Here is a 21164-nt window from a genome sequence, read left to right as displayed (position 1 = left end):
TCAGATGTGTATAAGAGACAGAGCCAAGATCAAGAGCTTGCGCGCCACATCCATGCCGTTGAGATCGTCGCGGGGATCCGGCTCGGTAAAGCCGTTGCCACGAGCGATCTTGGTCGCTTCGGAGAAGGCCATCCCCTCGTCCAGCTTGCCGAAGATAAAGGAGAGCGAACCGGAGAGGATGCCGTCAAACGCGCGCAGCTTGTCACCGGCCATGATGAGGTTCTGCAGGTTCTCGATAACCGGCAGACCGGCGCCCACGTTGGTCTCGTACAGGAACTTGCGGCGAGTCTGGCGGGCAGTGCGGCGCAGCGCCTTGTAGTAATCGAGCGAACCGGTGTTGGCCTTCTTGTTGGGAGTAACCACATGGAAACCGGCGGCGAGGAAGTCGGCGTACTGGACGGCCACCGCCTCGGAGGAGGTACAGTCGACAATCACCGGGTTGATGATGTGGCTCTCCTCCACCAGCTTTTTCACCCCGTCCAGCGAGAAGCTGTCGCGGGCTTCCACCAGCTGTTCGCGCCAGTTGGCGAGGTTCAGGCCATCCTTGTTGACCGCCATCTGGCGGCTGTTGGCGATGCCGACCACCCGCAGACCGGTGCCCTGCTCGGCCAGTACCGGCTGCTGGCGGGCAATCTGATCCACCAGTGCGGCGCCGACGCCACCCACCCCGACCACGAACAGGTCGATAAAGTGCTGGCTGCCAAAGAAGTTCTGGTGGCACGCCTTGATCGCTTCCGCCACCTTGCCGGAGCGCACCACCGCCGAGATGGAGCGCTCGCTGGAGCCCTGCGCAATGGCGACGATATTGATGGAGGCCTGCGCCAGCGAGGTGAAGAAGCGAGCCGCCATCCCCTTGGCAGTGCGCATGCCGTCACCGATCAGGGAGATGATGGCCAGATCGTTCATGATCTCGAGCGGGTCGAGCAGCTGGTTCTTGAACTCCAGCTCGAACTCGCGCTCCAGCACCTTGCGGGTCTTGTCGCTGTCGTAGCTGTGGATACAGAAGCTGACGCTGTATTCGGAAGATGACTGGGTGATCAGCACAATGCTGACCCCGGCGCGAGAGACGGCGGAGAAGATGCGACCGGCCATGCCGACCATCCCCTTCATGCCGGGGCCGGAGACGTTGAACATGCACATGCCGGCCAGATCGGAGATGGCCTTCACTTTCAGGTCGTCATCGCCGCTCTCGGGGCCGATCAGGGTACCCGGCCCCTGCGGGTTGAAGCTGTTCTTGATAAGGCAGGGAATGTGGAACTGGGCCACCGGCGCGATGGTTTTCGGGTGCAGCACCTTGGCGCCGAAGTAGGAGAGCTCCATCGCCTCCTTGTAGGAGAGAGTTTTCAGCAGATAGGCATCCGGCACCAGACGCGGGTCACAGCTGTAGCAGCCCTCGACATCGGTCCAGATCTCGCAGCACTCGGCATCGACACAGGCGGCCAGCACGGCGGCGGAGTAGTCGGAGCCGTTACGGCCCAGCAGCACGGTTTCACCCTTGTCGCTGCCGCCGGTAAAGCCCGGCATCAGATAGAGGCATTGCTGCTTTTCTGCCACAACAGGACGCAAGCCCCTGGCGGCAAAGCGCACCCGGGAGGCTTCGATATCGACGTGAGCTTCCAGATAGCCGCCATCGGTCACCAGCAGCTCTTCCGGCACGATAAGACCCAGCTCGAGGCCACGTACCCGCAGCAGTTCGTGCATAAAGGCGATGGAGAGGTTCTCGCCACGGCTCAGGATGCGCGCCTGCACGTTGTCTGGACAGAGCCCCAGCAGGCGGATGCCCTGCATCAGCCGCTCCACCTGATCCAGTTCGCTGGTGAGGCGTGCCTGCAGCGCTTTGTCATTGAGCGCCGGATACGCCGCCTTCAACCCGGCCAGCAGGCGGGAGAAGATACCGTTCACTTCAAACAGGGTACTGCTGGCATCCATGCCACGGCTGGTCTGCTCGACCAGCGCTACCAGATGGTTGGTTACCTTGGCAGGAGCAGACAGCACCAGGGCTACCTGAGACTGGCCATGGGTATTCACCGCAATGTCGGCAACCCGTAAAAAACGCTCTGCGTCGGCCAGAGATGACCCGCCAAACTTCAACACTCTCATCGCTTTCTCTCCCTGTAATCCCTGCTGTATAACCGAAAAACCAGTCTGAAAATCATCCAACAAAAAGGCCCGTACTGGGTGGGTACGGGCCTTTTCTGATTTCTGTGCTTGTTCGTCAGCGCATCAACCGGCCCCAGTGCCACCTGTGGTGGTACCGGTAATAATGGTGGTGGTGATGATGTTGGTGAATAGCTGCATGACGAACACTCGTGAACGAAACTGGCTTTTAGCAATACCGCGCCGGGCGCAGGGCTGTCAACTTAAACCTCTTTGCCAAGTTTGCGGGCAAGGTCCTTGCAGAGCAGGTGGAGCATGTTCAAATCCCGCTGCGGCAGCATGGGTACCCGGTCCATCACCCACTGATGCAGTTTTTCATCCTGCGAAACTCCGAGTTCACCCAGAATTTCTGCTGTTTTGCTTTTCAGCACGCGAACCTGTCCGCTGTTATCAATATTTTCTGCTGCGACACTTGCCTCATCGAGCAGCGGGCTCAGCTCGTAGGCGTAGAGCATGATCGCCTGCCCCAGATTGAGGGACGGGTAGCTCACCTTGAGGGGCAGATAGCTGATGAGATCGACCTCGGCCAGCTGTTCGTTGGAGAGGCCAGACTCTTCGCAACCAAAGACGATGGCGACCTTGTTGAGGGAGGGCTTGGCGCGGATCTGGTCGCGAATTTCAGCCGGGGTGAGGTAGTGCTGGTAGCGGCCACGCTGGCGGGCGGTGGTGGCGATCACCAGATCCATATCGGCCAGCGCCTCGGGCAGGGTGTCGAACGCCTCGGCCTGAGCCAGGATCTCCTGCGCGCCGTGAGCCACCCAGCTCGCTTCATCCTCTTCGTGCACCCGGCTTGCCACCAGTCGCATGGCGTCAAAGCCCATGGTTTTCATGGCGCGGGCGGCGGCGCCGACGTTGGCGGGGCGGGCAGGTGCCACCAGGACAAAATAGAGCTTCATCGGGTTTCCTCACAGGCCGGACGGCCTCTCAAACAGACGGTAAACAGTCGCTGAACCATCGCCAAAACAGGGGCGCAATCTACCGTTTATCCGCGAAAATTGCCACTTGAACAGATGTTTCAATGTTGCCATAGTGGCCTGACGCACGCCTTTTTTGCGCCCGTTTTCCGGTGCATTCGGCCCGAAAAATCACAAGGAAGAGAGAGATGCAGCAGCCATTGGAACAGGCCGTCGCCGAGACCATATTGCAACGGTTCGAGTCGTTTTACAGCCGGTTTCTCGAGATCACCCGCGGCAGCAAGAGCCGCTTCGAGAACAGTGACTGGCTGGGAGTGCAGCTGGCGGGGCGCGAGCGCATTCGCCTCTACGACCACCATGTGGGGGCCACCGCCAGCTCCATCCGCCAGATGATGGGAGAGCACCACGCCACCCAGGAGCTGCTCAAGCGGGTGAAGGGGGCTTTCAGCGATCTGCTGCCCAAGTGCGAGAACTTCGAGGTGGCGGAGTCCTTCTTCAACTCCGTCTATCGCCGGATCTTTCGCCATCGCAATATCCGCGACGAGAACCTCTATATCCACCCCTTCGTCAGCCGTGGCGACAAACCCGATCTCAGCGCATTGCTGCGCATCTATCGCACCGATCTCGCCCACCTGCCGCAGACCCTGAGCCAGCTTTTGGGGGATTACAGCTTCACCCTCCCCTACGAGGACAAGCAGCGGGATATTGTCGACATCCACCGCCATCTTGCCGAGAACGGCCCACAAATCCTCCATGATGAGCCCTTTGCCATCGAGCTATTGAAAGAGGTGTTCTACCGCAACAAGGGGGCCTATCTGGTGGGGCTTATTCGGGTCAAGGATCAGGTCTTCCCCTTTATCCTGCCCCTGCTCAGCACTGGCCAGAGCATCTATGTGGACACCGTCATCTTCGAGCCGGATCTCGCCTCCATCGTCTTTGGCTTCGCCCGCGCCTACTTTATGGTCTATGCCCGTGAACCGGCGCTGTTTGTCGCCTTCCTGCGCCAGATCATGCCCCACAAGCCCGATTACGAGATCTACAACGCTATCGGCTGCCAGAAGCACGGCAAGACCGAGCTCTATCGCCACTACCGCCACCATCTGGCCCAGAGTCGGGATCAGTTCATCATCGCGCCGGGCATCAAGGGGATGGTGATGAGCGTGTTTACCCTCCCCTCCTACGATGTGGTGTTCAAGGTGATCAAGGACGAGTTCACCCCGCCCAAGGAGGTGAGCCACGAGCAGGTCAAAGAGAAGTACCGGCTGGTCAAACAGCACGATCGGGTTGGCCGCATGGCCGATACCCAGGAGTTCACCAACTTCGAGTTTCCGCTGGATCGCATCTCGCCCGAACTCCTTGCCGAACTCAAGACGGTAGCGCCCTCGGCCCTCACCATCACCGACGACAAGCTGGTGATCAAGCACCTCTACACCGAGCGCAAGATGATCCCGCTCAACCTCTATCTGGACAAGGCGGACGAACAGCAGACCCGCCTCGCGCTGGAGGAGTACGGCAACGCCATCAAGCAGCTGGCGGCGGCCAACATCTTCCCGGGGGACATGCTGTTCAAGAACTTCGGCGTCACCCGCCACGGCCGGGTGGTCTTCTACGACTACGACGAGATCTGCTACATGACGGAGTGCAACTTCCGCCAGATCCCGCCGCCCCGCTACCCCGAGGATGAGTGGAGCGCCGAGCCCTGGTACTCGGTGGCCCCCAACGACATCTTCCCCGAGGAGTTCGCCACCTTCCTGCTGCAAAAGCCGCAGGTGCGGGAGATCATGTTGCAGCTGCACAAGGAGATGTTCGACGCCAACTACTGGAAGATGCTGCAGAGCAACATCAAGGTGGGGGTGTTCGAGGATGTCTATCCCTACCGCCGCAAGAAGCGCTTCAAGTACCAGCGCGGCGGCTGAGTCCGCCGAGCCCGCGCACATCGCAGCAACGAAAACGGGGTGGCCCAAGCCACCCCGTTTTGCTATCCGCTTTGCGCCTTAACTGCCGCGACGGCGGATCACCCCCTCCTGCATGGTGCTCGCCACCAGCACCCCGTCACGGGTGAAGAACTGGCCGCGTACCAGACCGCGACCGCTGCTGGCGCTTGGGCTGTCTACCACGTAGAGCAGCCAGTCGTCGAAGCGGAAATCCCGGTGGAACCACATGGAGTGATCGATGGTGGCTACCTGCATATCCGGCTCCCAGTACGACACCCCGTGCGGCTGCAGCGAGGTGAGCAGGAAGTTGAAGTCGGAGGCGTAGGCCAGCAGGTATTTGTGCACCCGCAGATCGTCCGGCATCTGGCCGTTGGCCTTGAACCAGACGTGGCGCACCGGATCCTGCACCGTCGGCCGAATAGGGTCGACCAGGGTCACCGGACGCATCTCGATGGGCTGTTCGCAGAGGATCTTGTCCCGCAGGGAGGCCGGGATCAGGTTCTCGTAGGGGCGCACCAGCTCCAACTCGCTCTTGAGCTCCTCCGGCGGGGTGATGCCGGTGGGCATCTGCGCCTGATGCTCGAAGCCATCGGCCGGCACCTGAAACGAGGCGTTGAGATAGAAGATGGGCTTGCCACCCTGAATCGCCTTGACCCGGCGGGTGGAGACGGTCTGGCCATCACGGATATTCTCCACGTCATAGACGATGGGACGGGTCACATCCCCCGGACGCAGGAAGTAGGAGTGAAAACTGTGAACCTGACGGCCGGTCTCGACCGTCTGCTTGGCGGCTGACAAGGCCTGCCCCATTACCTGTCCGCCAAACACGGCCCGCAGACCGAGATCCTGGCTCTGGCCCCGAAACAGGCCCTCCTCGATTTTTTCCAGCGCCAGCAACGCCAGCAGCCCATCAAGTACCTTGCTCATTGTTCACTCCTCTGTCAGAGCCGCACAGGCTAACAAGCTCACCGGAGCAGAGCAACCGCCATGCGTCCGTTCATGTCGCCCGGAAGGCGCAGAAACAGTGCGCTTCGAATCTGTTTTTTCCCCGGTGAAACCATTAATCTGAAAAAAGTCGATAGAGGCGAGGTCACCAGCCATGCACATTCGTTATCCACTCACCCTCTCTGTCGCTCATCACCCTTTTTTGTGCCTGCGCCATCCGCTGCTTGCCCCTCTCCTTGCGCTCTCGCTGCTCCCTGCCAGCGCGGCGCAGAGTGCGGTCATCATCACCGGCGAACTGCCCCCTTACTCCTCTGCGGAGCTGGCCAATGGCGGCGAGCTGGCAAGCAAGGTGCTCACCATTCTCAAAGCGGCTGGCCACCCGGATCTGCAGATCTCCTATCAGCCCTGGCCACGCGGACTTAAAAACATCGAGCTGGGCAACGCCATCGCCGCGTTCCCCTTTACTTGGACCAACGAGCGCAGCAACAGCCTGCTGTTCAGTACCCCCATCGCCTTTGATATCCAGTCCTGGTACACCACGCCCGACAAGAAGGGGCTGGAATCCCCGCCCTGGCAGCAAAAAACCGCCTGCGTGCCCAAGGGGTGGTTCTCCGATGCCATCGAGCGGGTCATCAACGATCAGGGGTTGATCGTCAGAACCACCAACCGCCTCAACCAGTGCGTCGAGCTGCTGAAAAAGGGCAAAGTCGATCTGGTGCCCATCAACGACACCTCGAAAAAGAACCTATCCGAAGAAGACAGCGCCGCCCTCTACCGCCTCTCGCTGTTTCGCCAGAACGTCACCTTCTATCTGGTCACCTCCCGCAACGCAGAGGGGGAGAAGTTTATCCACGACTTCAACGACAAATGGAACGCCCAGGCCTACTGACCCGCCCCCCCCCTCCTGCCCGCAGACACCGCAACAAATCCCTCCCCCTTGGCCATACCGGCACTGGCCTTGGCACCACAAATACCGCAGGATCGGAGGCAGTTGCCCCCCGCTATTCGGTGACTCACACTGCAACCCCTTATCGGATTATTTCACTGGTGATACAGCAGAGCAGCAACTCGTTACATGGATGCAAAAATCATCATATCGGACGGGGTCTGACTGGACGACCCGCTTGCCACCATGGCTGGCCGACAACACCAAACAGCGGCTCGACTTTTTCTCTGCGAAAGATACAATCCATGCACTGGAGATGGCATTCCTCCACATGCATACGCACACAAACCGCCGTTGTGGCTAATGATGCCTACGTTTCAGTCCAGGTCAGGGCTGCGTAGCATATGCACCACTGTCCTGGAGTCTCTGCACTAAAGGACGATTTATATGCTTAATTCGATTCTTGCCATCAGCGTTGGCGCCTCGTTCGGTGCCATATTTCGCTGGCTACTGGGCACATCCCTGAACGCTATCTTTCCTACCCTCCCGCTGGGCACTCTCGTGGCAAACTTGCTGGGAGGCTATCTGATCGGGATCGCTATCGCTTTCTTTTCCGCAAACCCCAATCTCCCCCCTGAGTGGCGGCTGCTGGTGATCACCGGTTTTCTCGGCGGGTTAACCACCTTTTCAACATTCTCTGCTGAAGTCACTTCATTACTGCAGGCCGGTCGATTGGCTTGGGCAGGGGGGGCGATTTGTGTCCATGTACTGGGTTCGCTGGCTATGACTCTTGCCGGCATGTGGTCAATGTCAATGCTGCAACGGATGTGACAGGAGTATCTATGCAAGGCTATCAATTAACATTTTACACTCGCCAGGATCGCTCAATCGAGGGTCAACCATTGGCACAATGGCTGGTCGAGCAGGCTAAAGAGCTCGGTATTCAGGGGGCCACCCTGTTGGCTGCCAATGAAGGGCTTGGGCATGACCGGCGTCTGCACTCGGCTCATTTTTTCGAACTGTCAGACCAGCCATTGGAAGTGACGTTTTCAGTCACTGACAACGAGGTAAACCTCATATTCGACCTGCTAAAGAAACACAACACGAGTGTGTTTTATACCTTGATGCCCATAGAGTTCGGGATGTCTGGCGATCGCTAATCTGGTAATCAAATCGCTATATCGCCTCTTGTCTGGCATAAGAGGCGATATAGCGACCCACTTTTGGGGCTACCCCCCTGCATAGCAAGCACCACAGCACATCCGCCCACTATCAGCAGCATCGGCATCGGCATCGGCATCGGCATCGGCATCGGCATCGGCATCGGCATCGGCATCACGAATACAGCAGGATCGGAGGCTGTTGCCACTCCGCCATTAGGCTATCGACTCTTCCACCACGTCTCGGATTATTTCACTGGTGATACGGCCAACAAAAATTCGTTGCATGGATGCAAAAGTCCTCTTGGCGGATGGGAGTCAGGTTGAACGATCAGCTTGCCAGCATGGCTGGCCGATAAAATAAAACATCCGCGCAAGGCTGATGTCAGGTGATAACTAGATCTGTACAAACAACAGCACTACGCCTCTGTCAAAAAGGTGGGTGTCCCGGATTCCCCTCTGTCAAAAAAGTGGGTGTCCCGGATTTCCGGCCACACCAATATTTTACTGATATCGACAAAAACGTTTATATAAATATGTTACAACACCTACACCGACACCCCAAAACACACTTAACTTTAAATCAGACATAAATTCAACCGAGGAATATGCTATTGAGACATTACCGTGAGAGTAAATGGAACAATATATAAATGAAAACATTATTCTTATGGACAACACCCCTAAAAACATTAGAAATGAACCTAGAATAGAATAAAGAATATAAAACACCATAAGTTTCATTTCAAAACCTCATATAGGCGCATGGAGTCTTCTGTTGCATGAGTCTCAACCTCCGACAAAACAGCGCTACCAGAACCGGAAATAATCGCAGGAAGATTACTCTTAGGGTATGGATAAAATATTGGTGTGTTGGGTGATTGCATCCATTTTATATCATTTTTAGGCGGATTAAAAAACTTATCCAAGGGCTTATCCGCTTTACCAACTCCATATCCAACTGTAGAGCCCATGATACTAGCCGCCATTGAGCGCCATGGACTTTTTTGCTCAATAAGACTAGTAATACCACTTCCTGCAGCATTTACTGTCGCAACCCCCCAATACCCCATATTTACAGTAGCAGCACCGGTTACCATTGAAGCACCAAAGGTAACCCAACTAAACGGTTCACCGTCATATATTTGAGTTCCAGCATTAGCAGCCCCACTAATTCCAACCCCAACAAGCCGCTCTCCTATTGTTGCACTACCCACCCATTTCCCAACAGTTGGCAAAACGATTAGGACACCCACCTTTTGTAGCAAGCCACTATCGAACTGCTTGCAGGCATTATAAGGGTGTGTGCATTCGAACTGATGCATGTAAAACTCGGCTGGCAGGAGAAATTTGCAGGTTTAGAAAGCAACGCCCCTGCACAACCATTTACTGGACTATGTGCAATACCCGGAGCTATCAGCAGGGTAAATGCAAAGCAATCAAATCCGTGGTTGATGGCATCGCCGCTGGCCACAGTGGCGGGCAAACTGCTGACATTGATCTCTACCTCCCAGCACTCTGATCCCTTGTCGCCTGAATAGCGCCACCTGTTTCAACCAGAGAACACCATCAAGGCCCAACCGTTCCAGAATGGGTCCAAGTTGAGCGGGAATATGACCCCGTTTGTCGGGCCGAATAGCACGGCCTGTCCAATCAACCAGCATCAGGTAGTCGGTGAAGGCATAGGGTAGTTCTTCAGGCTTCCCCTGGCTGGCAAACGGCAGTAACAGTGGTGGCAAAACCTCAGGAGCAGCAGGCTCGTCAAAGCGCTGTTTGATACTGGATAGCAAACAGCCGCGACAGTTGCCCCAACTTGTCGACCACCCATTGGCGTCGATGCTCATAACTCTGGCCGGAGTGGGAATCCTCTCCGCACAGAAAAGCTCGCCGCACACAGCGACTGACCACGTGGTAGTAAGGCGTATCCTGCAAGCTGATTTGACGTGCAAAAAGGTGGGTGTCCCGGATTTCAATAAAAATCCGGATCTATGCTGCCTTCAGCTTTCAGGATCTCAAGGAACCGCTTATAAGCTGTTTCGTCATATTCTCGAAGATCATCTAGTAAATTCTCTTCAATTAATGATTTGTGATAAATCCCTGAATAGTAGTAAATAAAGCCATCGGGTACGGATGGTTCAATAATATCAACGCTATCAATAATCTTACCTGTTATGCGATAAGGAACTAAGCCACCACTATTTTTAGGTAAACCAAGCAATATTGTTTCAGTACAGGAGCCATCCACAGACAAAACCCAGTAAATACCAAATATGTCAATGATATGCCCACTAATTTGGCTTTTAATCTTCATTTTTCACCCCCCAAAGATGGGCCTGGCTGTAACTCAGAACGTTTAGGCGTAACGATTTTCATAAAAAGGTGGGTGTCCCGGAGTCCGGACAAAAATTCGTTACATGGATGCAAAAGTCATTTCGGCGGATGGGAGTCAGGTTGAACGACCAGCTTGCCAGCATGGCTGGCCGATAAAATAAAACACCGGCGCTAGGCCGGTATCTGGTGATGACTATGTCTTTACACCCCGCTAATACGCGTTAACAACCATAATAAAAGAGCATAAGAAATGACACCAAATAACATAATCTAGAAAGCCAAATTAAAACCGAAGAACTAGAAAACTCATATTTCAAAGTCAATTCGTTTAAAAAGGAAAAATCACCTACCTCATGATTTATAACATTCTGTAACCTACAATGAAAAAACAATAAAATAACACCAAGAAAGCCGGCACAATAAGAAATAATTCGTTGATGAGGCTCACCATTAACCCATGACAAAGCTAATCCCATAGCACATGATATAAAAAAGAATATAGATGCCAGATTAGTCAGCAAACAAGACTTAAACATCACGCTGTCCATAAACAAAAGCACAGCTCTAGAATCATTAAATTTTAATTTATTCCTGACATAAAAAACACCTGACAAAAAAATCAGCAAAGCAAGAAAAATTATCATTCCTGATGCAAACAATATCTTCATCTGGCCTTCCTTTTAATATGCATTAAAAAATATGGGTGCAAAATAATTCTCCTAATCGAGACTACGGCCCTAGTCTTTCTGTTTTTGTCGCTCTTGTAATTTGTTTTTGAGCCAAAGACCAATACCCAACACGGTTCCTCCTGCGAGAGCTTTATCTAACGAGCCATATAAAAAATCATCCAAGTCAAATATAAAAACACCAGTTTTAAAATATACCACAACTAATACCAGCGCATTACCAAAAACATCAAGAAAAATCATAAAAATATTACTTAATATAATAAATTTGATGAGATCCCAGAGGTTAATTTTTTTCATTTTTTTCTCCGCACCATCAAGGACGCGTCAAAAAGGTGGGTGTCCCGGATTTCGCCCCGGATTTCCGCCCTATATTGATTCTTTGCATGGAAGTTTATCCAGTACACTACTAACAGTGCCTTTATTTAAAATTGTTTTTTTAGCTGTACTCCCATAATCATGACTATATATCAAACATTCAAATTGATTATTACCTAAACAATAAAAAAGATAAAACCCTGTATCAGCTATTTCAAGGTGGCTCAAAAAAAACCTATTTTTTTTGAATCAAGCAACTCCATGTCATCAGGATCACAATCAAGTAGCATACCATGTGAATGAGCTAACTCCTTTAATAAAGCATGGGCAGTCATTGACATATCTAGCCCTTCATCTTGACTATCAATTACCTCTTGATGAGTATTTTTCAGATAATCCATAGCCATAGACAGTGTATAATTAGAACCTTTGGATGGATATATTTCATCTTCAATAAAAAACATGAAAACCCCAAATTTCCAATATTCATCATCTGTTTTCTCCAATAGTTCATAAAAAACAGCGAATTCAAAAGGTTGACCGAAAATCATTTTCCCCCCTTTAACTCTTTAATTTCTTTATTGAATGAACAAAGTTCTCTATTACCTAATGTCAAAAAGGTGGGTGTCCCAGATTTCCGATTTAGCATTTAAGGCTGATAATCTTCATATTCCCAAGCAAAGACACGGGACAGTTTTTGCGCTATCTCCATCCAGTCATTACCCTCACACTGGTCAATGTAATCTGTGATGGTTTTTGTGATTTCATCAAGATCATATTTACGAACCAGCAGCGTGTGCTGTATCAGTTCAGGCAACCAGTGATGCTTACAGAGCCATTCTGGCGTACAAATATGCAAGCGAAAATAATCAGCCCCTTCTTCGCCACAAGTTCCTATTGACAACTCAACCCAGAAAGAAAAACTATCATTTTCAATTGGTTGATAACTTTCCAACAGACAGTTATCTGACCACAATGACTTTAAATTAGCTTTCATTTTGTTATGCTAAGATGACCATTGCTGATCACCACTCCTGATTTGCCTAATATTTGGAAATTTGCCTGAACACCTGTGATAGCAAATTGGCTTTTCTTAGAAACCGGTGGCCGATAAATAAGGGAACCATCCAAAAAGGTGGGTGTCCCAGATTCCCCCAATCCAATCGAGCCTTCCCTGATATATAAAGTCAACCTTTACAACGACTTAATGCTAGTCGCAAACCAGCTCCAATTTCAGCTGGGGAGCAATCTAAAGAAAGAATGACATCTTCTAAACCATCGCCTTTAGTTCTTCCCCAAGCTTCCAGTTTTTCATGGCGTGTAGGTGATATGGTTATTACGCCATTTACCAGATGAATACCGCAGTTTTTCATGTCCTTAAACAGAGCTCGTTTGGTTTTATATCCATATTTCCCCATCAACATCGCAATCCAAGCTGCGTATCGTTCTATGCCTTTCTCTAGATCAAAAAACTCAATACGATCTGCCAGTTCAGTTAATGTTCGGCTATCAGACAAAGCTTGTAATAGTGTCCCTCCAAAACAGTCATCATCTACATCAGGAGTTAATAAATGACATGGGAAAAGAGGGTCACTTCCAGTCCGACCTAATCCAGAATAAGTTTCTACACTAAAAAAATCATGTGTAGTAAAAACATTGGCCCAGTAGTCTTGATCTTGATTAAATTGCATCACTTCACCTGTGTCACTTTAACTATTACACCTTGATTTTTGCCATACTCAATGGCTCGATTTATCTCTGTCCATTGTATCTTGGTGGTATTGGCGGGAACAGCTATCTGGATTTCTCTGTTAGCAAAAACGATTAGGACGCCCACCTTTTGTAGCAAGCCACTATCGAACGGCTTGCAGGCATTATAAGGGTGTATGCATTCGAACTGATGCCTGCAAAAGTCCACTGGAGGGAGAGATTTTCAGGTTTGGAAAGCAACCGCCCCTGCACAACCATTTACTGAACTATGTGCAATACCCGGAGCTATCAGCAGGGTAAACGCAAAGCAATAAAATCCGTGGTTGATGGCATCGCCGCTGGCCAAAATGGCGGGAAAACTGCTGACATTGATCTCTGCCTCCCACCACGCTGATCCCTTGTCGCCTGAATAGCGCCACCAGTTTCAACCAGAGAACACCATCAAGGCCCAACCGTTCCAGAATGGGTCCAAGTTGAGCCGGAATATGACCCCGTTTGTCGGGCCGAATAGCACGGCCTGTCTAATCAAGCGAGTCGATAACCAAATCGGTAATACGTTCTTTTTGGGGGATACGATAAGCCACGGTCACCGTGCCTGCACGCTTGCTGGCATAGCTATAGTCCTGTGCGTACAACGGCACATTCATCAACTGGAGCAGAGAGTCGAGTAGTCCCTGAGTGGCCCGCAAAGTGAGGTTGAAAATCCTCTTGAGCATCAGGAATGTACAGATGGTCTGGTCAGTATCAAGCTGGCTGCGGCCCCGTCGTCCGTAATGGCTTTGGTGAAACCAATTGTTCATTGCCTCGGTATCAACCCAGAAGGTGAGTGAACCACTGTTGAGCAAAGACTTGTTATATTGAGGCCAGTTGGTGATGGGGTGAAGCGACACGCCCATAATGCAGACTTGAAGAGGATGGCGGGATCAGATCACCAAGTTATCAGTTAGTTCCATTCAAGCTGTATCGATTTGGGCAACAACGCCACAAGCAGAGCTAATTCTAGCAAATAGCTACCGCAGTCCCTGAGCATATTTAATTGCTCGGCGACACTGCTGTAAGCCCAATAACAGTGAGACGACCCTTCGGCGCGAGTCATGTATCACTATTGGCAAGCAGAACTCTTCAACGAAAAACTCATGCATCCGGCATGAAAAGTTGCGCTTGGAACCCGGCCATATTATTCACCAATCCATCCGGAGTTGTGAATAAAAAAGAACCGTTTATCTGTTAACTGAGCCACAAAAAATAACCACGAAACAAGAAAAACGTTTTCTCATTGAGGTCAACAAATAAGCGGATTTATTGATATAAAGCCAAGTAAATATTTATTTTGCCAGGTAGTTATATTGTTAAGGATATAAAAAAGCCCGCACCAGTTGGTGCGGGCTTTTTGGCAAGTTTGCACATCTATCAGTGTGCGTCACTGGCAAACGGCGCTTATTTGCTGCCGGTACCTGAGTTGCGGGTAGAGGCTTGCGGCTTGCGGCGGGCGGTGGTGGCGCGAGCACGGGGCTCCTTGCCTTGCAGCTCCTTGTGGCGCTTGACGGCGCGACGGATCTGGGCGGCCTGCTTGTGGCGGCTGCTCTTGCCATCCTGCTGCAGATCGACCTTGGATTCGGTCTCCGGCGGCAGGTTGACCAGACCACGCAGGTAATTCACTTCCGGCAGTTTCAGCTCTTGCCAGCCGCCGCGCGGGATGGCGCGATCCAGCTTGACGTCGCCGTAGCGGATCCGCATCAGGCGGCTTACCTGCACTTCCTGGGATTCCCACAGGCGGCGCACTTCACGGTTGCGACCTTCGGTCAGGGTGACGTTGAACCACTGGTTCAGACCCTCGCCGCCAGCCGGCTTGATCTTGTTGAACTTGGCCATGCCATCTTCCAGCTGCACCCCCTTGCGCAGGCGCTGCAGCATGGCTTCGGTGATCTCGCCAAACACGCGCACCGCGTATTCGCGCTCCACTTCGTGGCTCGGGTGCATCAGGCGGTTGGCCAGCTCACCGTCGGTGGTGAACAGCAGCAAACCTGAGGTGTTGACGTCGAGGCGACCAACCGCAATCCAGCGGGCCCCTTCCATCTTGGGCAGGCGATCAAACACGGTAGGGCGACCTTCCGGATCGTGACGGGTACACATCTCCCCTTCCGGCTTGTGGTAAGCCAGCACGCGGCAGATCACTTCCTCTGCGGCACGGGTCTTGACCTGGTGACCATCCACCCGGATCACGGCGTTCACTTCGACGCGATCCCCCAGCGTGGCGACCTTGCCATCCACACTGACCCGACCTGCGGTGATCAGGGCCTCCATCTCACGACGGGAGCCGTGACCCGCGCGGGCCAACACTTTTTGCAGTTTTTCACTCATCGGGGTTACCTGATTGTTGATCGCTGCCCGTAAACATGGCGGACAACGGGGGTTTCAGCTCGGGATCCAGCTCGGGGAGCTGCTCCAAACTCTGCAGATTAAAGTAATCCAGAAATGCTCTGGTGGTGGCGAGCAGCTCAGGGCGACCCGCCACCTCTTTGTGGCCTATGCTGCGCACCCAGCCACGATCTTTCAAGGTATTCACTATCTGGCTCGAGACCGCGACCCCGCGGATCGCTTCGATCTCGGCCCGGGTGATGGGTTGACGATAGGCGATCAGCGTCAGCGTCTCCATCACGGCGCGCGAGTAGCGGGGCGCCCGCTCACTCCAGAGCCGCGAAAGCTCTTCGGCATAATCCTGACGAGCCTGAAAGCGCCAGCCGGAGGCCACTTCCTTGAGCTCGACGCCCCGTTCGCTGTAATCCTGTTTGAGCTCCGCCAGCAGCAGTTGCACGTAGCGAGTGGTGACCGGATAGTCGGCCAGCACGCTGCCTTTGAGCTCGCTGACGTTGAGCGGACGCCCGGCGACAAAGAGGGCCGCCTCGATCAGCGTCTTTAATCGTTCAGCTGGCAGCGCCATTGGGCATTCCTCGCAAAAACCATCTCAATGGGCAAGACCACGCTCCCCCTCCTCGCTCTGGCTGGCCAGGGCAAAATGGATCGGACCCAAAGGCTCGGCCTGCAAAATCCAGATCAGCTGCTCCTTGCACAGCTCCAGCAGCGCCAGAAAGGTCACCAGCACGCCCATCCGCCCCCCTTCGGCACGCAGCACCTGCTCAAGACGCAGGGTCTGGCCCAACGAGAGCATGGCGAGGATCTCCGCCATGCGTACCCGGGTCGGGATCTGTTCGCGGCGGATCTGGTGATGCTCAAAATGAGTCGCGCGTTTTACCACACTTTGCATGTAAAGGGCGAGCTCAACCAGCGAAACATCGGGCGCCAGCGGCTTGAGATCGCCAAAATCGGGCGGCAGGGCGGCCGCGATAAAGATCTCCCGCTCCACCCGTGGAAGCTCGCTGACCCGCTCCGCACCTACCTTGTAGCGCTCGTACTCCTGCAGGCGGCGAATAAGGGTGACGCGGGGATCTTCCCCCTCCTCTTCGTCCTCCAGCTCGGGTGCCTTGGGCAGCAGCAGGCGGGATTTGATCTCGGCCAGCCAGGCCGCCATCAGCAGATATTCGGCCGCGAGCTCCAGATTGAGCCCCTGCATCAGCTCCACGTACTCCATGTACTGGGCGGTGATCTGCAGGATCGGCAGATTGAGGATATCGAGCTGCTGACGCCGGATGAGGTAGAGCAGCAGATCGAGCGGCCCCTCGAAGGTATCGAGGAACACCTCCAGCGCATCGGGCGGGATGAACAAGTCCTGGGGCAGCTCGTGATAGGGCTGCCCCAGGACTTTCGCGATGGGAGGTGTGACGCCCGCGCCGTTATCGCCGGTGCTGGTCGTCACAGGATCTGCGGTATCACTCAAACGGGGTCGGGTCTCCGGCACCGCGACGACGCACTACCGGGTCATCGTCGGAGAAGTCCACGACAGTGGTGGGCTGCTCACCCAGATAACCGCCGTTGACCACCAGATCGATCTGCTTGCCCAGCTTGTCGTAGATCTCCTCCGGGTCGAACTCCGCCATCTCGGAATCCGGCAGGATCAGCGAGGTGGAGAGCAGCGGCTCACCGAGGGCTTCCAAGAGCGCCTGGGCAATCCTGTTGTCCGGCACCCGGATCCCGATGCTCTTCTTCTTCTCGTTCATCAGGCGGCGCGGCACCTCTTTGGTCGCCTTGAAGATGAAGGTGTAGGCGCCCGGGGTGTTGTTCTTGATCAGGCGAAACGCGCCGTTATCGACCTTGGCGTAGGTGGCGATCTCGGAAAGATCGCGGCAGACCAGAGTGAAATCGTGGTTGGCGTCGAGACGACGGATGCGGCAGATGCGCTCCAGCGCCCCCTTGTCACCCATGTGGCAACCCAGCGCATAGCCGGAGTCGGTCGGATAGACGATAACGCCACCGTTCTGGATGATCTGCACCGCCTGGCTGATCAGACGCGCCTGCGGGTTTTCCGGATGTACGTAAAAGTGCTGACTCATACCTTGTTCTCGCAATGGGGGCAGCAACATCTGCCCGCTTGATGGCCATGAAGCCGGGCTCCACGGCACTCACTTACTATTCTGCTTTAAAATTCGTCTCTTGCCGCCGGTCAGCGGCTGGCCACCAGAGCGGCATGCTCTTCCTGACTCAGCCCGAAGTGCTCGGGAGAGACCAGCCAGAGCGGCGTCCCCTCTTTGGGTAGCCAGAGGTGGCGGCCCAGTTCGGTCCAGTTGGAGGGGAAGTGAAAATCGGACCCCACCGAAATGGCCAGACCATATTCGTTCGCCCACTGACCCAGATTGGCCCGCTCCTGCGGACTCTGCTGGGGCAGCGAGACCTCCATGGCATCGCCGCCTGCCGCCTTGAAGGCCACCAGCAAGCGCTTGATCCACTTGGCGGTGAGATCATAACGGCTGGGATGGGCCAGCACCGCCAGCCCGCCCGCTGCGTGAATCGCAGTGATCGCTTCGCCCATCTCGGGCCACTGGGCAGGAGCATACCCCTTGTTGCCCCGGCTCAGGTACTTCTTGAATACCTTTTGCATGTTGTCGGCCACCCCGCGCGCCACCAGCACCCGGGCAAAGTGGGCCCGGGTCACGGCGGCATCACCGGCCAACTGTTTGGCCTCATCATACGTGCCGGGGATGAGGCACTTCTCCAGACGGCGCCCGATCTCCTGCGCGCGCTCTTCACGGCGAGCCTGCTGGCCGGTCAGAAAGTCGCTCAGCTGCGGATTTTTTTCATCCACTCCCAGCGCCACGATATGGATCTCGTGATGCTCCCAGCCGGTGGAGATCTCGACTCCGCTCACCAGTCGCAGCGGCAGTTGCTCGGCGGCGATGGTGCTGCGAGCCTCATCAAGGCCGGCAAGGGTGTCGTGGTCAGTGATTGCTAACACCTCGACCTCTTTCTCGGCGGCGCGGCGCACCAGTTCGGCGGGGTTCAGCACGCCATCCGAAGCGGTAGTATGACAGTGAAGATCGAATCTCATCGGGTTATTCCGCTCTCGTGGTCAGGTCACCATTCATGAAAAATCGGTGAAAGAAGGCTAAAAAGCGACTTGACTTGGCCGCGGCTTTATCGTTTTCTGTAGGCACTTCATTGCAAACATCTTTTTACAGGACTTTATCATGCAAACGACTTCCATCCTGACCATTTGGTGGTGGCACACTCCCTGACATGCGGGCGTGTGGTCGTTGCTGTACCTGTAAACTGACAGCAAATTAAGAACCCAAAGAAAAAGCCCGCTGACCCCAGCGGGCTTTTTTATTATCCGGCAAATGGAGCTGTGATGAAACCGAGAATTCAGACAAGCGTAATGACCAAGCGATGGCGCCCCAGCTGAAACCGCCAGAACCCACCTCATTTTCAAGGCACTTTTTCAAGGTATTAGACGTCATGAACATCGGTAACACGCATCACACGCAAGGGAACGCACTATGACAGCCACGCACCGCCTTCCTCTGGGTGAATTCGATACCCTCAAACTCAACGCCCCCTATGTGGCCGATCCGCTGGCGCTCTACAGCGAGTTTTGCCAGCAGCGCCCCAACACCCTGCTGCTCGAATCGGTCGAGATCGATTCCAAGGCGGGCAAACAGAGCCTGCTGCTGGTCGATGCCTGCCTGCGCATCGAGTGCCGTGGCCGCACCGTGCGGGTGCGCAGCCTCAATGACAACGGCGCCCAGTTGCAGAGTCTGCTGACCGAGCGCCTGCCCGCCGCCGTAATCCAGAGCCTGGTGGCCGGCGAGCTGCAGCTCGACTTCCCGGCCTCCGATCGGGAGCAGGATGAAGATTCCCGCCTCAAGGGGATCAGCGTGCTGGACGTGCTGCGCACCCTGCAGCGGGAGCTCGATTGCCAGCTCGGCAAAGAGGCGCTGTTTATGGCGGGCAGCTTCGCCTACGACCTCATCGCCTCTTTTGAAGATCTGCCCGAAGTACCGGAGGGGAGCAACAACTGCCCCGACTACTGCTTCTACGTGGCCGAAACCCTGATCACCATTGACCATATCGAGCGCACCACCCAGCTGATTGCCTGCATCTTTGGCGGCGACAGCGACGAGAGCCGGGTGGAGGACAGATACCACCGCCTGAGCGAGCGTCTCGGCCAGTTCAAGCAAGCCTGCCAGCAGGCGCCGCAACAGGAGCCGGTAACGCCAGCCCTGACCGGCGGCATCAGCGTGGACAAGAGTGACAAGCAGTTCTGCGCCGAGGTGGAGAAGCTCAAGGGCTTTATCCGCCGCGGCGACATCTTCCAGGTGGTGCCGTCCCGCTGCTTCTCCCTGCCCTGCCCCAGCCCCATCGCCGCCTATCGCCGCCTCAAACAGACCAACCCCAGCCCCTACATGTTCTACGTGCAGGATGAGGGCTTCACCCTGTTTGGCGCCTCGCCGGAGAGCGCGGTGAAGTTCTGCGCCACCAGCCGCGATGTGGAGATGTACCCCATCGCCGGTACCCGCCGCCGCGGCTTCAACCCGGATGGCAGCATCAACCGGGATCTCGACGGCCGCATCGAGCTTGAACTGCGTCAGGACGAGAAAGAGGTGGCCGAGCACCTGATGCTGGTAGATCTCGGCCGCAACGACATCGCCCGTATCTCGGAGCCGGGTACCCGCTACGTCAAGGAGCTGCTGAAGGTGGATCGCTACAGCCACGTGATGCACCTGGTCTCCAAGGTGGTGGGCACCCTGCGCGCCGACCTTGACGCCCTGCACGCCTATCAGGCCTGCATGAACATGGGCACCCTCACCGGCGCACCGAAGATCCGCGCCAGCGAGCTTATTCGCATGGTGGAAGGCAAGCGCCGCGGCAGCTACGGCGGCGCGGTCGGCTATATCAACGGCGCCGGCGAGATGGATACCTGCATCGTCATTCGCTCGGCGTTTGTCAAAGATGGCGTGGCCCACGTACAGGCCGGTGCCGGGGTGGTCTATGACTCCAAACCCCAGGCCGAAGCGGACGAAACCCGCGCCAAGGCGGCCGCCGTGCTGGCCGCCATCGCCGCCAGCCATGGCACCTCCCTGCAAGCCCTGAGCGCCCAGCAGGAGCAACATAAGGACGTGAGCCATGACTAACATCTTCCTGCTCGACAACTTCGACTCCTTTACCTACAACCTCGTCGACCAGTTTCGCTCCCTCGGCTATCCGGTGCGGATCTACCGCAACAGCCTGCCGGCGAGCCGCATCATGAGCGAGATCGCCGCCTGCGAAGGGGACGCCGTGCTGGTGCTCTCGCCGGGCCCGGGCGCCCCCCACGAGGCGGGTTGCCTGATTGACCTTATCAAGCTGGCCCGCGGTCAGGTGCCCATCCTCGGCATCTGCCTCGGCCATCAGGCCCTGTGCGAAGCCTACGGCGGCACCGTCGGTGCGGCGGGCGAGATCGTCCACGGCAAGCGTTCGCTGATTGAGCACAATGGCCACGGCGCCTTCGCCGGTCTGCCGAGCCCGCTGCCGGTGGCCCGCTACCACTCGCTGGTCGCTACCTATGTACCGGAAGAGCTAACGGTGATTGCCCACTATCAGGGCATGCCCATGGCCATCGAGCAGCAGGATGAGCGGGTGCTGGGTTTCCAGTTCCACCCGGAATCCATCATGACTTCGGAAGGGGCCCGTCTGCTGACCCAGGCGCTCGCCCATATCACCCGTCCAGAAAGCAGCGTGCGGTAAGGTAAGGA

At 55.1% G+C, this 21164-nt stretch carries 22 protein-coding genes, 2 pseudogenes and 1 riboswitch; of the genes and pseudogenes, 6 read left to right on the top strand and 18 right to left on the bottom strand.

The annotated features are described in order from the left end of the window. Positions 1–21 precede the first annotated feature (21 nt). Both thrA and AACR93_RS16925 read right to left on the bottom strand, forming a co-directional pair. Positions 22–2100, bottom strand: a pseudogene (gene thrA, locus AACR93_RS16930) (bifunctional aspartate kinase/homoserine dehydrogenase I); the annotation flags it as partial. 260 nt (positions 2101–2360) lie between these two features. Beyond that, positions 2361–3053, bottom strand: a complete 693-nt coding sequence (locus AACR93_RS16925) for a tRNA/rRNA methyltransferase (protein ID WP_041208306.1) — start codon at positions 3051–3053, stop codon at positions 2361–2363. 206 nt (positions 3054–3259) lie between these two features. Between AACR93_RS16925 and aceK the strand changes: the two genes are divergently transcribed. Further along, entirely contained in the window at positions 3260–4987 is a 1728-nt protein-coding gene (gene aceK / locus AACR93_RS16920; RefSeq protein WP_043851432.1) for a bifunctional isocitrate dehydrogenase kinase/phosphatase, read from the top strand. A gap of 78 nt (positions 4988–5065) precedes the next feature. On the opposite strand, the gene tesB is transcribed toward aceK, so the two are convergent. Next, the gene (gene tesB / locus AACR93_RS16915; protein ID WP_042032451.1) at positions 5066–5932 is read right to left on the bottom strand and encodes an acyl-CoA thioesterase II; all 867 of its coding nucleotides are present in this window, start codon (positions 5930–5932) and stop codon (positions 5066–5068) included. A gap of 172 nt (positions 5933–6104) precedes the next feature. Here tesB and AACR93_RS16910 point away from each other — a divergent pair, with 172 nt between their 5' ends. The 3 genes from AACR93_RS16910 (at position 6105) to AACR93_RS16900 (ending at position 7996) form a co-directional block, all read left to right on the top strand. After that, positions 6105–6839 (top strand): substrate-binding periplasmic protein, encoded by a 735-nt coding sequence (locus tag AACR93_RS16910; protein WP_043851431.1) that lies wholly within the window; start codon positions 6105–6107, stop codon positions 6837–6839. 300 nt (positions 6840–7139) lie between these two features. After that, a riboswitch (Fluoride riboswitch) is annotated at positions 7140–7216 on the top strand. Positions 7217–7283: 67 nt separating this feature from the next. Then, on the top strand, positions 7284–7667 hold the full coding sequence (gene crcB, locus AACR93_RS16905; RefSeq protein ID WP_033116160.1) for a fluoride efflux transporter CrcB: 384 nt from the start codon (positions 7284–7286) through the stop codon (positions 7665–7667). An 11-nt stretch (positions 7668–7678) separates the two neighbouring features. Next, positions 7679–7996, top strand: coding sequence for a DUF190 domain-containing protein (locus tag AACR93_RS16900; protein WP_043851430.1), 318 nt, complete (start codon positions 7679–7681; stop codon positions 7994–7996). Positions 7997–8736: 740 nt separating this feature from the next. On the opposite strand, the gene AACR93_RS16895 is transcribed toward AACR93_RS16900, so the two are convergent. The 15 genes and pseudogenes from AACR93_RS16895 to rnm form a co-directional block, all read right to left on the bottom strand. Then, positions 8737–9321: a hypothetical protein gene (locus AACR93_RS16895; RefSeq protein ID WP_156152994.1), complete on the bottom strand. Its 585-nt coding sequence runs from the start codon at positions 9319–9321 to the stop codon at positions 8737–8739. A gap of 644 nt (positions 9322–9965) precedes the next feature. After that, a complete protein-coding gene (locus AACR93_RS16885) occupies positions 9966–10307 on the bottom strand; it encodes a hypothetical protein (RefSeq protein WP_082044142.1) in 342 nt (113 codons plus the stop codon). 241 nt (positions 10308–10548) lie between these two features. Then, positions 10549–10995 carry a hypothetical protein gene (locus tag AACR93_RS16880; RefSeq protein WP_133164094.1) on the bottom strand — a complete coding sequence of 149 codons (447 nt, stop codon included), beginning with the start codon at positions 10993–10995 and terminating at the stop codon, positions 10549–10551. Positions 10996–11064: 69 nt separating this feature from the next. Further along, positions 11065–11313, bottom strand: a complete 249-nt coding sequence (locus AACR93_RS16875; RefSeq protein ID WP_043851429.1) for a hypothetical protein — start codon at positions 11311–11313, stop codon at positions 11065–11067. 69 nt (positions 11314–11382) lie between these two features. Further along, a complete protein-coding gene (locus tag AACR93_RS23165) occupies positions 11383–11559 on the bottom strand; it encodes an Imm42 family immunity protein (RefSeq protein WP_156152993.1) in 177 nt (58 codons plus the stop codon). Next, positions 11556–11882 carry an Imm42 family immunity protein gene (locus tag AACR93_RS16870; protein ID WP_043851428.1) on the bottom strand — a complete coding sequence of 109 codons (327 nt, stop codon included), beginning with the start codon at positions 11880–11882 and terminating at the stop codon, positions 11556–11558. Before AACR93_RS16870 ends, AACR93_RS23165 begins: the two co-directional genes overlap by 4 nt. Before the next feature lie 98 nt (positions 11883–11980). Further along, on the bottom strand, positions 11981–12328 hold the full coding sequence (locus AACR93_RS16865; protein ID WP_082044141.1) for an immunity 8 family protein: 348 nt from the start codon (positions 12326–12328) through the stop codon (positions 11981–11983). A 190-nt stretch (positions 12329–12518) separates the two neighbouring features. Beyond that, the gene (locus tag AACR93_RS16860) at positions 12519–13022 is read right to left on the bottom strand and encodes a contact-dependent growth inhibition system immunity protein (RefSeq protein WP_082044140.1); all 504 of its coding nucleotides are present in this window, start codon (positions 13020–13022) and stop codon (positions 12519–12521) included. After that, positions 13022–13168 carry an endonuclease toxin domain-containing protein gene (locus AACR93_RS23160; protein WP_442853472.1) on the bottom strand — a complete coding sequence of 49 codons (147 nt, stop codon included), beginning with the start codon at positions 13166–13168 and terminating at the stop codon, positions 13022–13024. The genes AACR93_RS16860 and AACR93_RS23160 overlap by 1 nt, the downstream gene beginning before the upstream one ends. A 403-nt stretch (positions 13169–13571) precedes the next feature. Next, positions 13572–13937 (bottom strand): annotated as a pseudogene (locus AACR93_RS16855) (transposase); the annotation flags it as partial. A 541-nt stretch (positions 13938–14478) separates the two neighbouring features. Then, positions 14479–15402, bottom strand: coding sequence for a 23S rRNA pseudouridine(2605) synthase RluB (gene rluB, locus AACR93_RS16850; RefSeq protein WP_042032448.1), 924 nt, complete (start codon positions 15400–15402; stop codon positions 14479–14481). Beyond that, positions 15395–15982 carry an SMC-Scp complex subunit ScpB gene (gene scpB, locus AACR93_RS16845; RefSeq protein WP_043851427.1) on the bottom strand — a complete coding sequence of 196 codons (588 nt, stop codon included), beginning with the start codon at positions 15980–15982 and terminating at the stop codon, positions 15395–15397. The genes rluB and scpB overlap by 8 nt, the downstream gene beginning before the upstream one ends. A 24-nt stretch (positions 15983–16006) precedes the next feature. Next, positions 16007–16876, bottom strand: a complete 870-nt coding sequence (locus AACR93_RS16840; protein WP_043851426.1) for a segregation and condensation protein A — start codon at positions 16874–16876, stop codon at positions 16007–16009. Continuing rightward, positions 16869–17489 carry an L-threonylcarbamoyladenylate synthase gene (locus tag AACR93_RS16835; RefSeq protein WP_043851425.1) on the bottom strand — a complete coding sequence of 207 codons (621 nt, stop codon included), beginning with the start codon at positions 17487–17489 and terminating at the stop codon, positions 16869–16871. The genes AACR93_RS16840 and AACR93_RS16835 overlap by 8 nt, the downstream gene beginning before the upstream one ends. 110 nt (positions 17490–17599) lie before the next feature. Next, on the bottom strand, positions 17600–18481 hold the full coding sequence (gene rnm / locus AACR93_RS16830; RefSeq protein ID WP_043851424.1) for an RNase RNM: 882 nt from the start codon (positions 18479–18481) through the stop codon (positions 17600–17602). Positions 18482–18929: 448 nt separating this feature from the next. Here rnm and AACR93_RS16825 point away from each other — a divergent pair, with 448 nt between their 5' ends. Together AACR93_RS16825 and AACR93_RS16820 are read left to right on the top strand one after the other, a co-directional pair. After that, positions 18930–20564 carry an anthranilate synthase component 1 gene (locus tag AACR93_RS16825; RefSeq protein WP_043851423.1) on the top strand — a complete coding sequence of 545 codons (1635 nt, stop codon included), beginning with the start codon at positions 18930–18932 and terminating at the stop codon, positions 20562–20564. Next, a complete protein-coding gene (locus tag AACR93_RS16820; RefSeq protein ID WP_005359135.1) occupies positions 20557–21156 on the top strand; it encodes an aminodeoxychorismate/anthranilate synthase component II in 600 nt (199 codons plus the stop codon). Before AACR93_RS16825 ends, AACR93_RS16820 begins: the two co-directional genes overlap by 8 nt. Positions 21157–21164 lie beyond the last annotated feature (8 nt).

The organism is Aeromonas sp. L_1B5_3, from assembly GCF_963866575.1.
Taxonomy (GTDB): Bacteria; Pseudomonadota; Gammaproteobacteria; order Enterobacterales; family Aeromonadaceae; genus Aeromonas; species Aeromonas jandaei.
Note: the sequence above shows the minus strand (reverse complement) of the source record. Positions and strands in the feature narration are given on the sequence as shown.

Coding starts and splice junctions, on each gene's coding strand:
- AACR93_RS16925 (WP_041208306.1), bottom strand. CDS start 3,053: ATGAAGCTCTATTTTGTCCTGGTGGCACCTGCCCGCCCCGCCAACGTC.
- aceK (WP_043851432.1), top strand. CDS start 3,260: ATGCAGCAGCCATTGGAACAGGCCGTCGCCGAGACCATATTGCAACGG.
- tesB (WP_042032451.1), bottom strand. CDS start 5,932: ATGAGCAAGGTACTTGATGGGCTGCTGGCGTTGCTGGCGCTGGAAAAA.
- AACR93_RS16910 (WP_043851431.1), top strand. CDS start 6,105: ATGCACATTCGTTATCCACTCACCCTCTCTGTCGCTCATCACCCTTTT.
- crcB (WP_033116160.1), top strand. CDS start 7,284: ATGCTTAATTCGATTCTTGCCATCAGCGTTGGCGCCTCGTTCGGTGCC.
- AACR93_RS16900 (WP_043851430.1), top strand. CDS start 7,679: ATGCAAGGCTATCAATTAACATTTTACACTCGCCAGGATCGCTCAATC.
- AACR93_RS16895 (WP_156152994.1), bottom strand. CDS start 9,321: ATGCATCAGTTCGAATGCACACACCCTTATAATGCCTGCAAGCAGTTC.
- AACR93_RS16885 (WP_082044142.1), bottom strand. CDS start 10,307: ATGAAGATTAAAAGCCAAATTAGTGGGCATATCATTGACATATTTGGT.
- AACR93_RS16880 (WP_133164094.1), bottom strand. CDS start 10,995: ATGAAGATATTGTTTGCATCAGGAATGATAATTTTTCTTGCTTTGCTG.
- AACR93_RS16875 (WP_043851429.1), bottom strand. CDS start 11,313: ATGAAAAAAATTAACCTCTGGGATCTCATCAAATTTATTATATTAAGT.
- AACR93_RS16870 (WP_043851428.1), bottom strand. CDS start 11,882: ATGATTTTCGGTCAACCTTTTGAATTCGCTGTTTTTTATGAACTATTG.
- AACR93_RS16865 (WP_082044141.1), bottom strand. CDS start 12,328: ATGAAAGCTAATTTAAAGTCATTGTGGTCAGATAACTGTCTGTTGGAA.
- AACR93_RS16860 (WP_082044140.1), bottom strand. CDS start 13,022: ATGCAATTTAATCAAGATCAAGACTACTGGGCCAATGTTTTTACTACA.
- rluB (WP_042032448.1), bottom strand. CDS start 15,402: ATGAGTGAAAAACTGCAAAAAGTGTTGGCCCGCGCGGGTCACGGCTCC.
- scpB (WP_043851427.1), bottom strand. CDS start 15,982: ATGGCGCTGCCAGCTGAACGATTAAAGACGCTGATCGAGGCGGCCCTC.
- AACR93_RS16835 (WP_043851425.1), bottom strand. CDS start 17,489: ATGAGTCAGCACTTTTACGTACATCCGGAAAACCCGCAGGCGCGTCTG.
- rnm (WP_043851424.1), bottom strand. CDS start 18,481: ATGAGATTCGATCTTCACTGTCATACTACCGCTTCGGATGGCGTGCTG.
- AACR93_RS16825 (WP_043851423.1), top strand. CDS start 18,930: ATGACAGCCACGCACCGCCTTCCTCTGGGTGAATTCGATACCCTCAAA.
- AACR93_RS16820 (WP_005359135.1), top strand. CDS start 20,557: ATGACTAACATCTTCCTGCTCGACAACTTCGACTCCTTTACCTACAAC.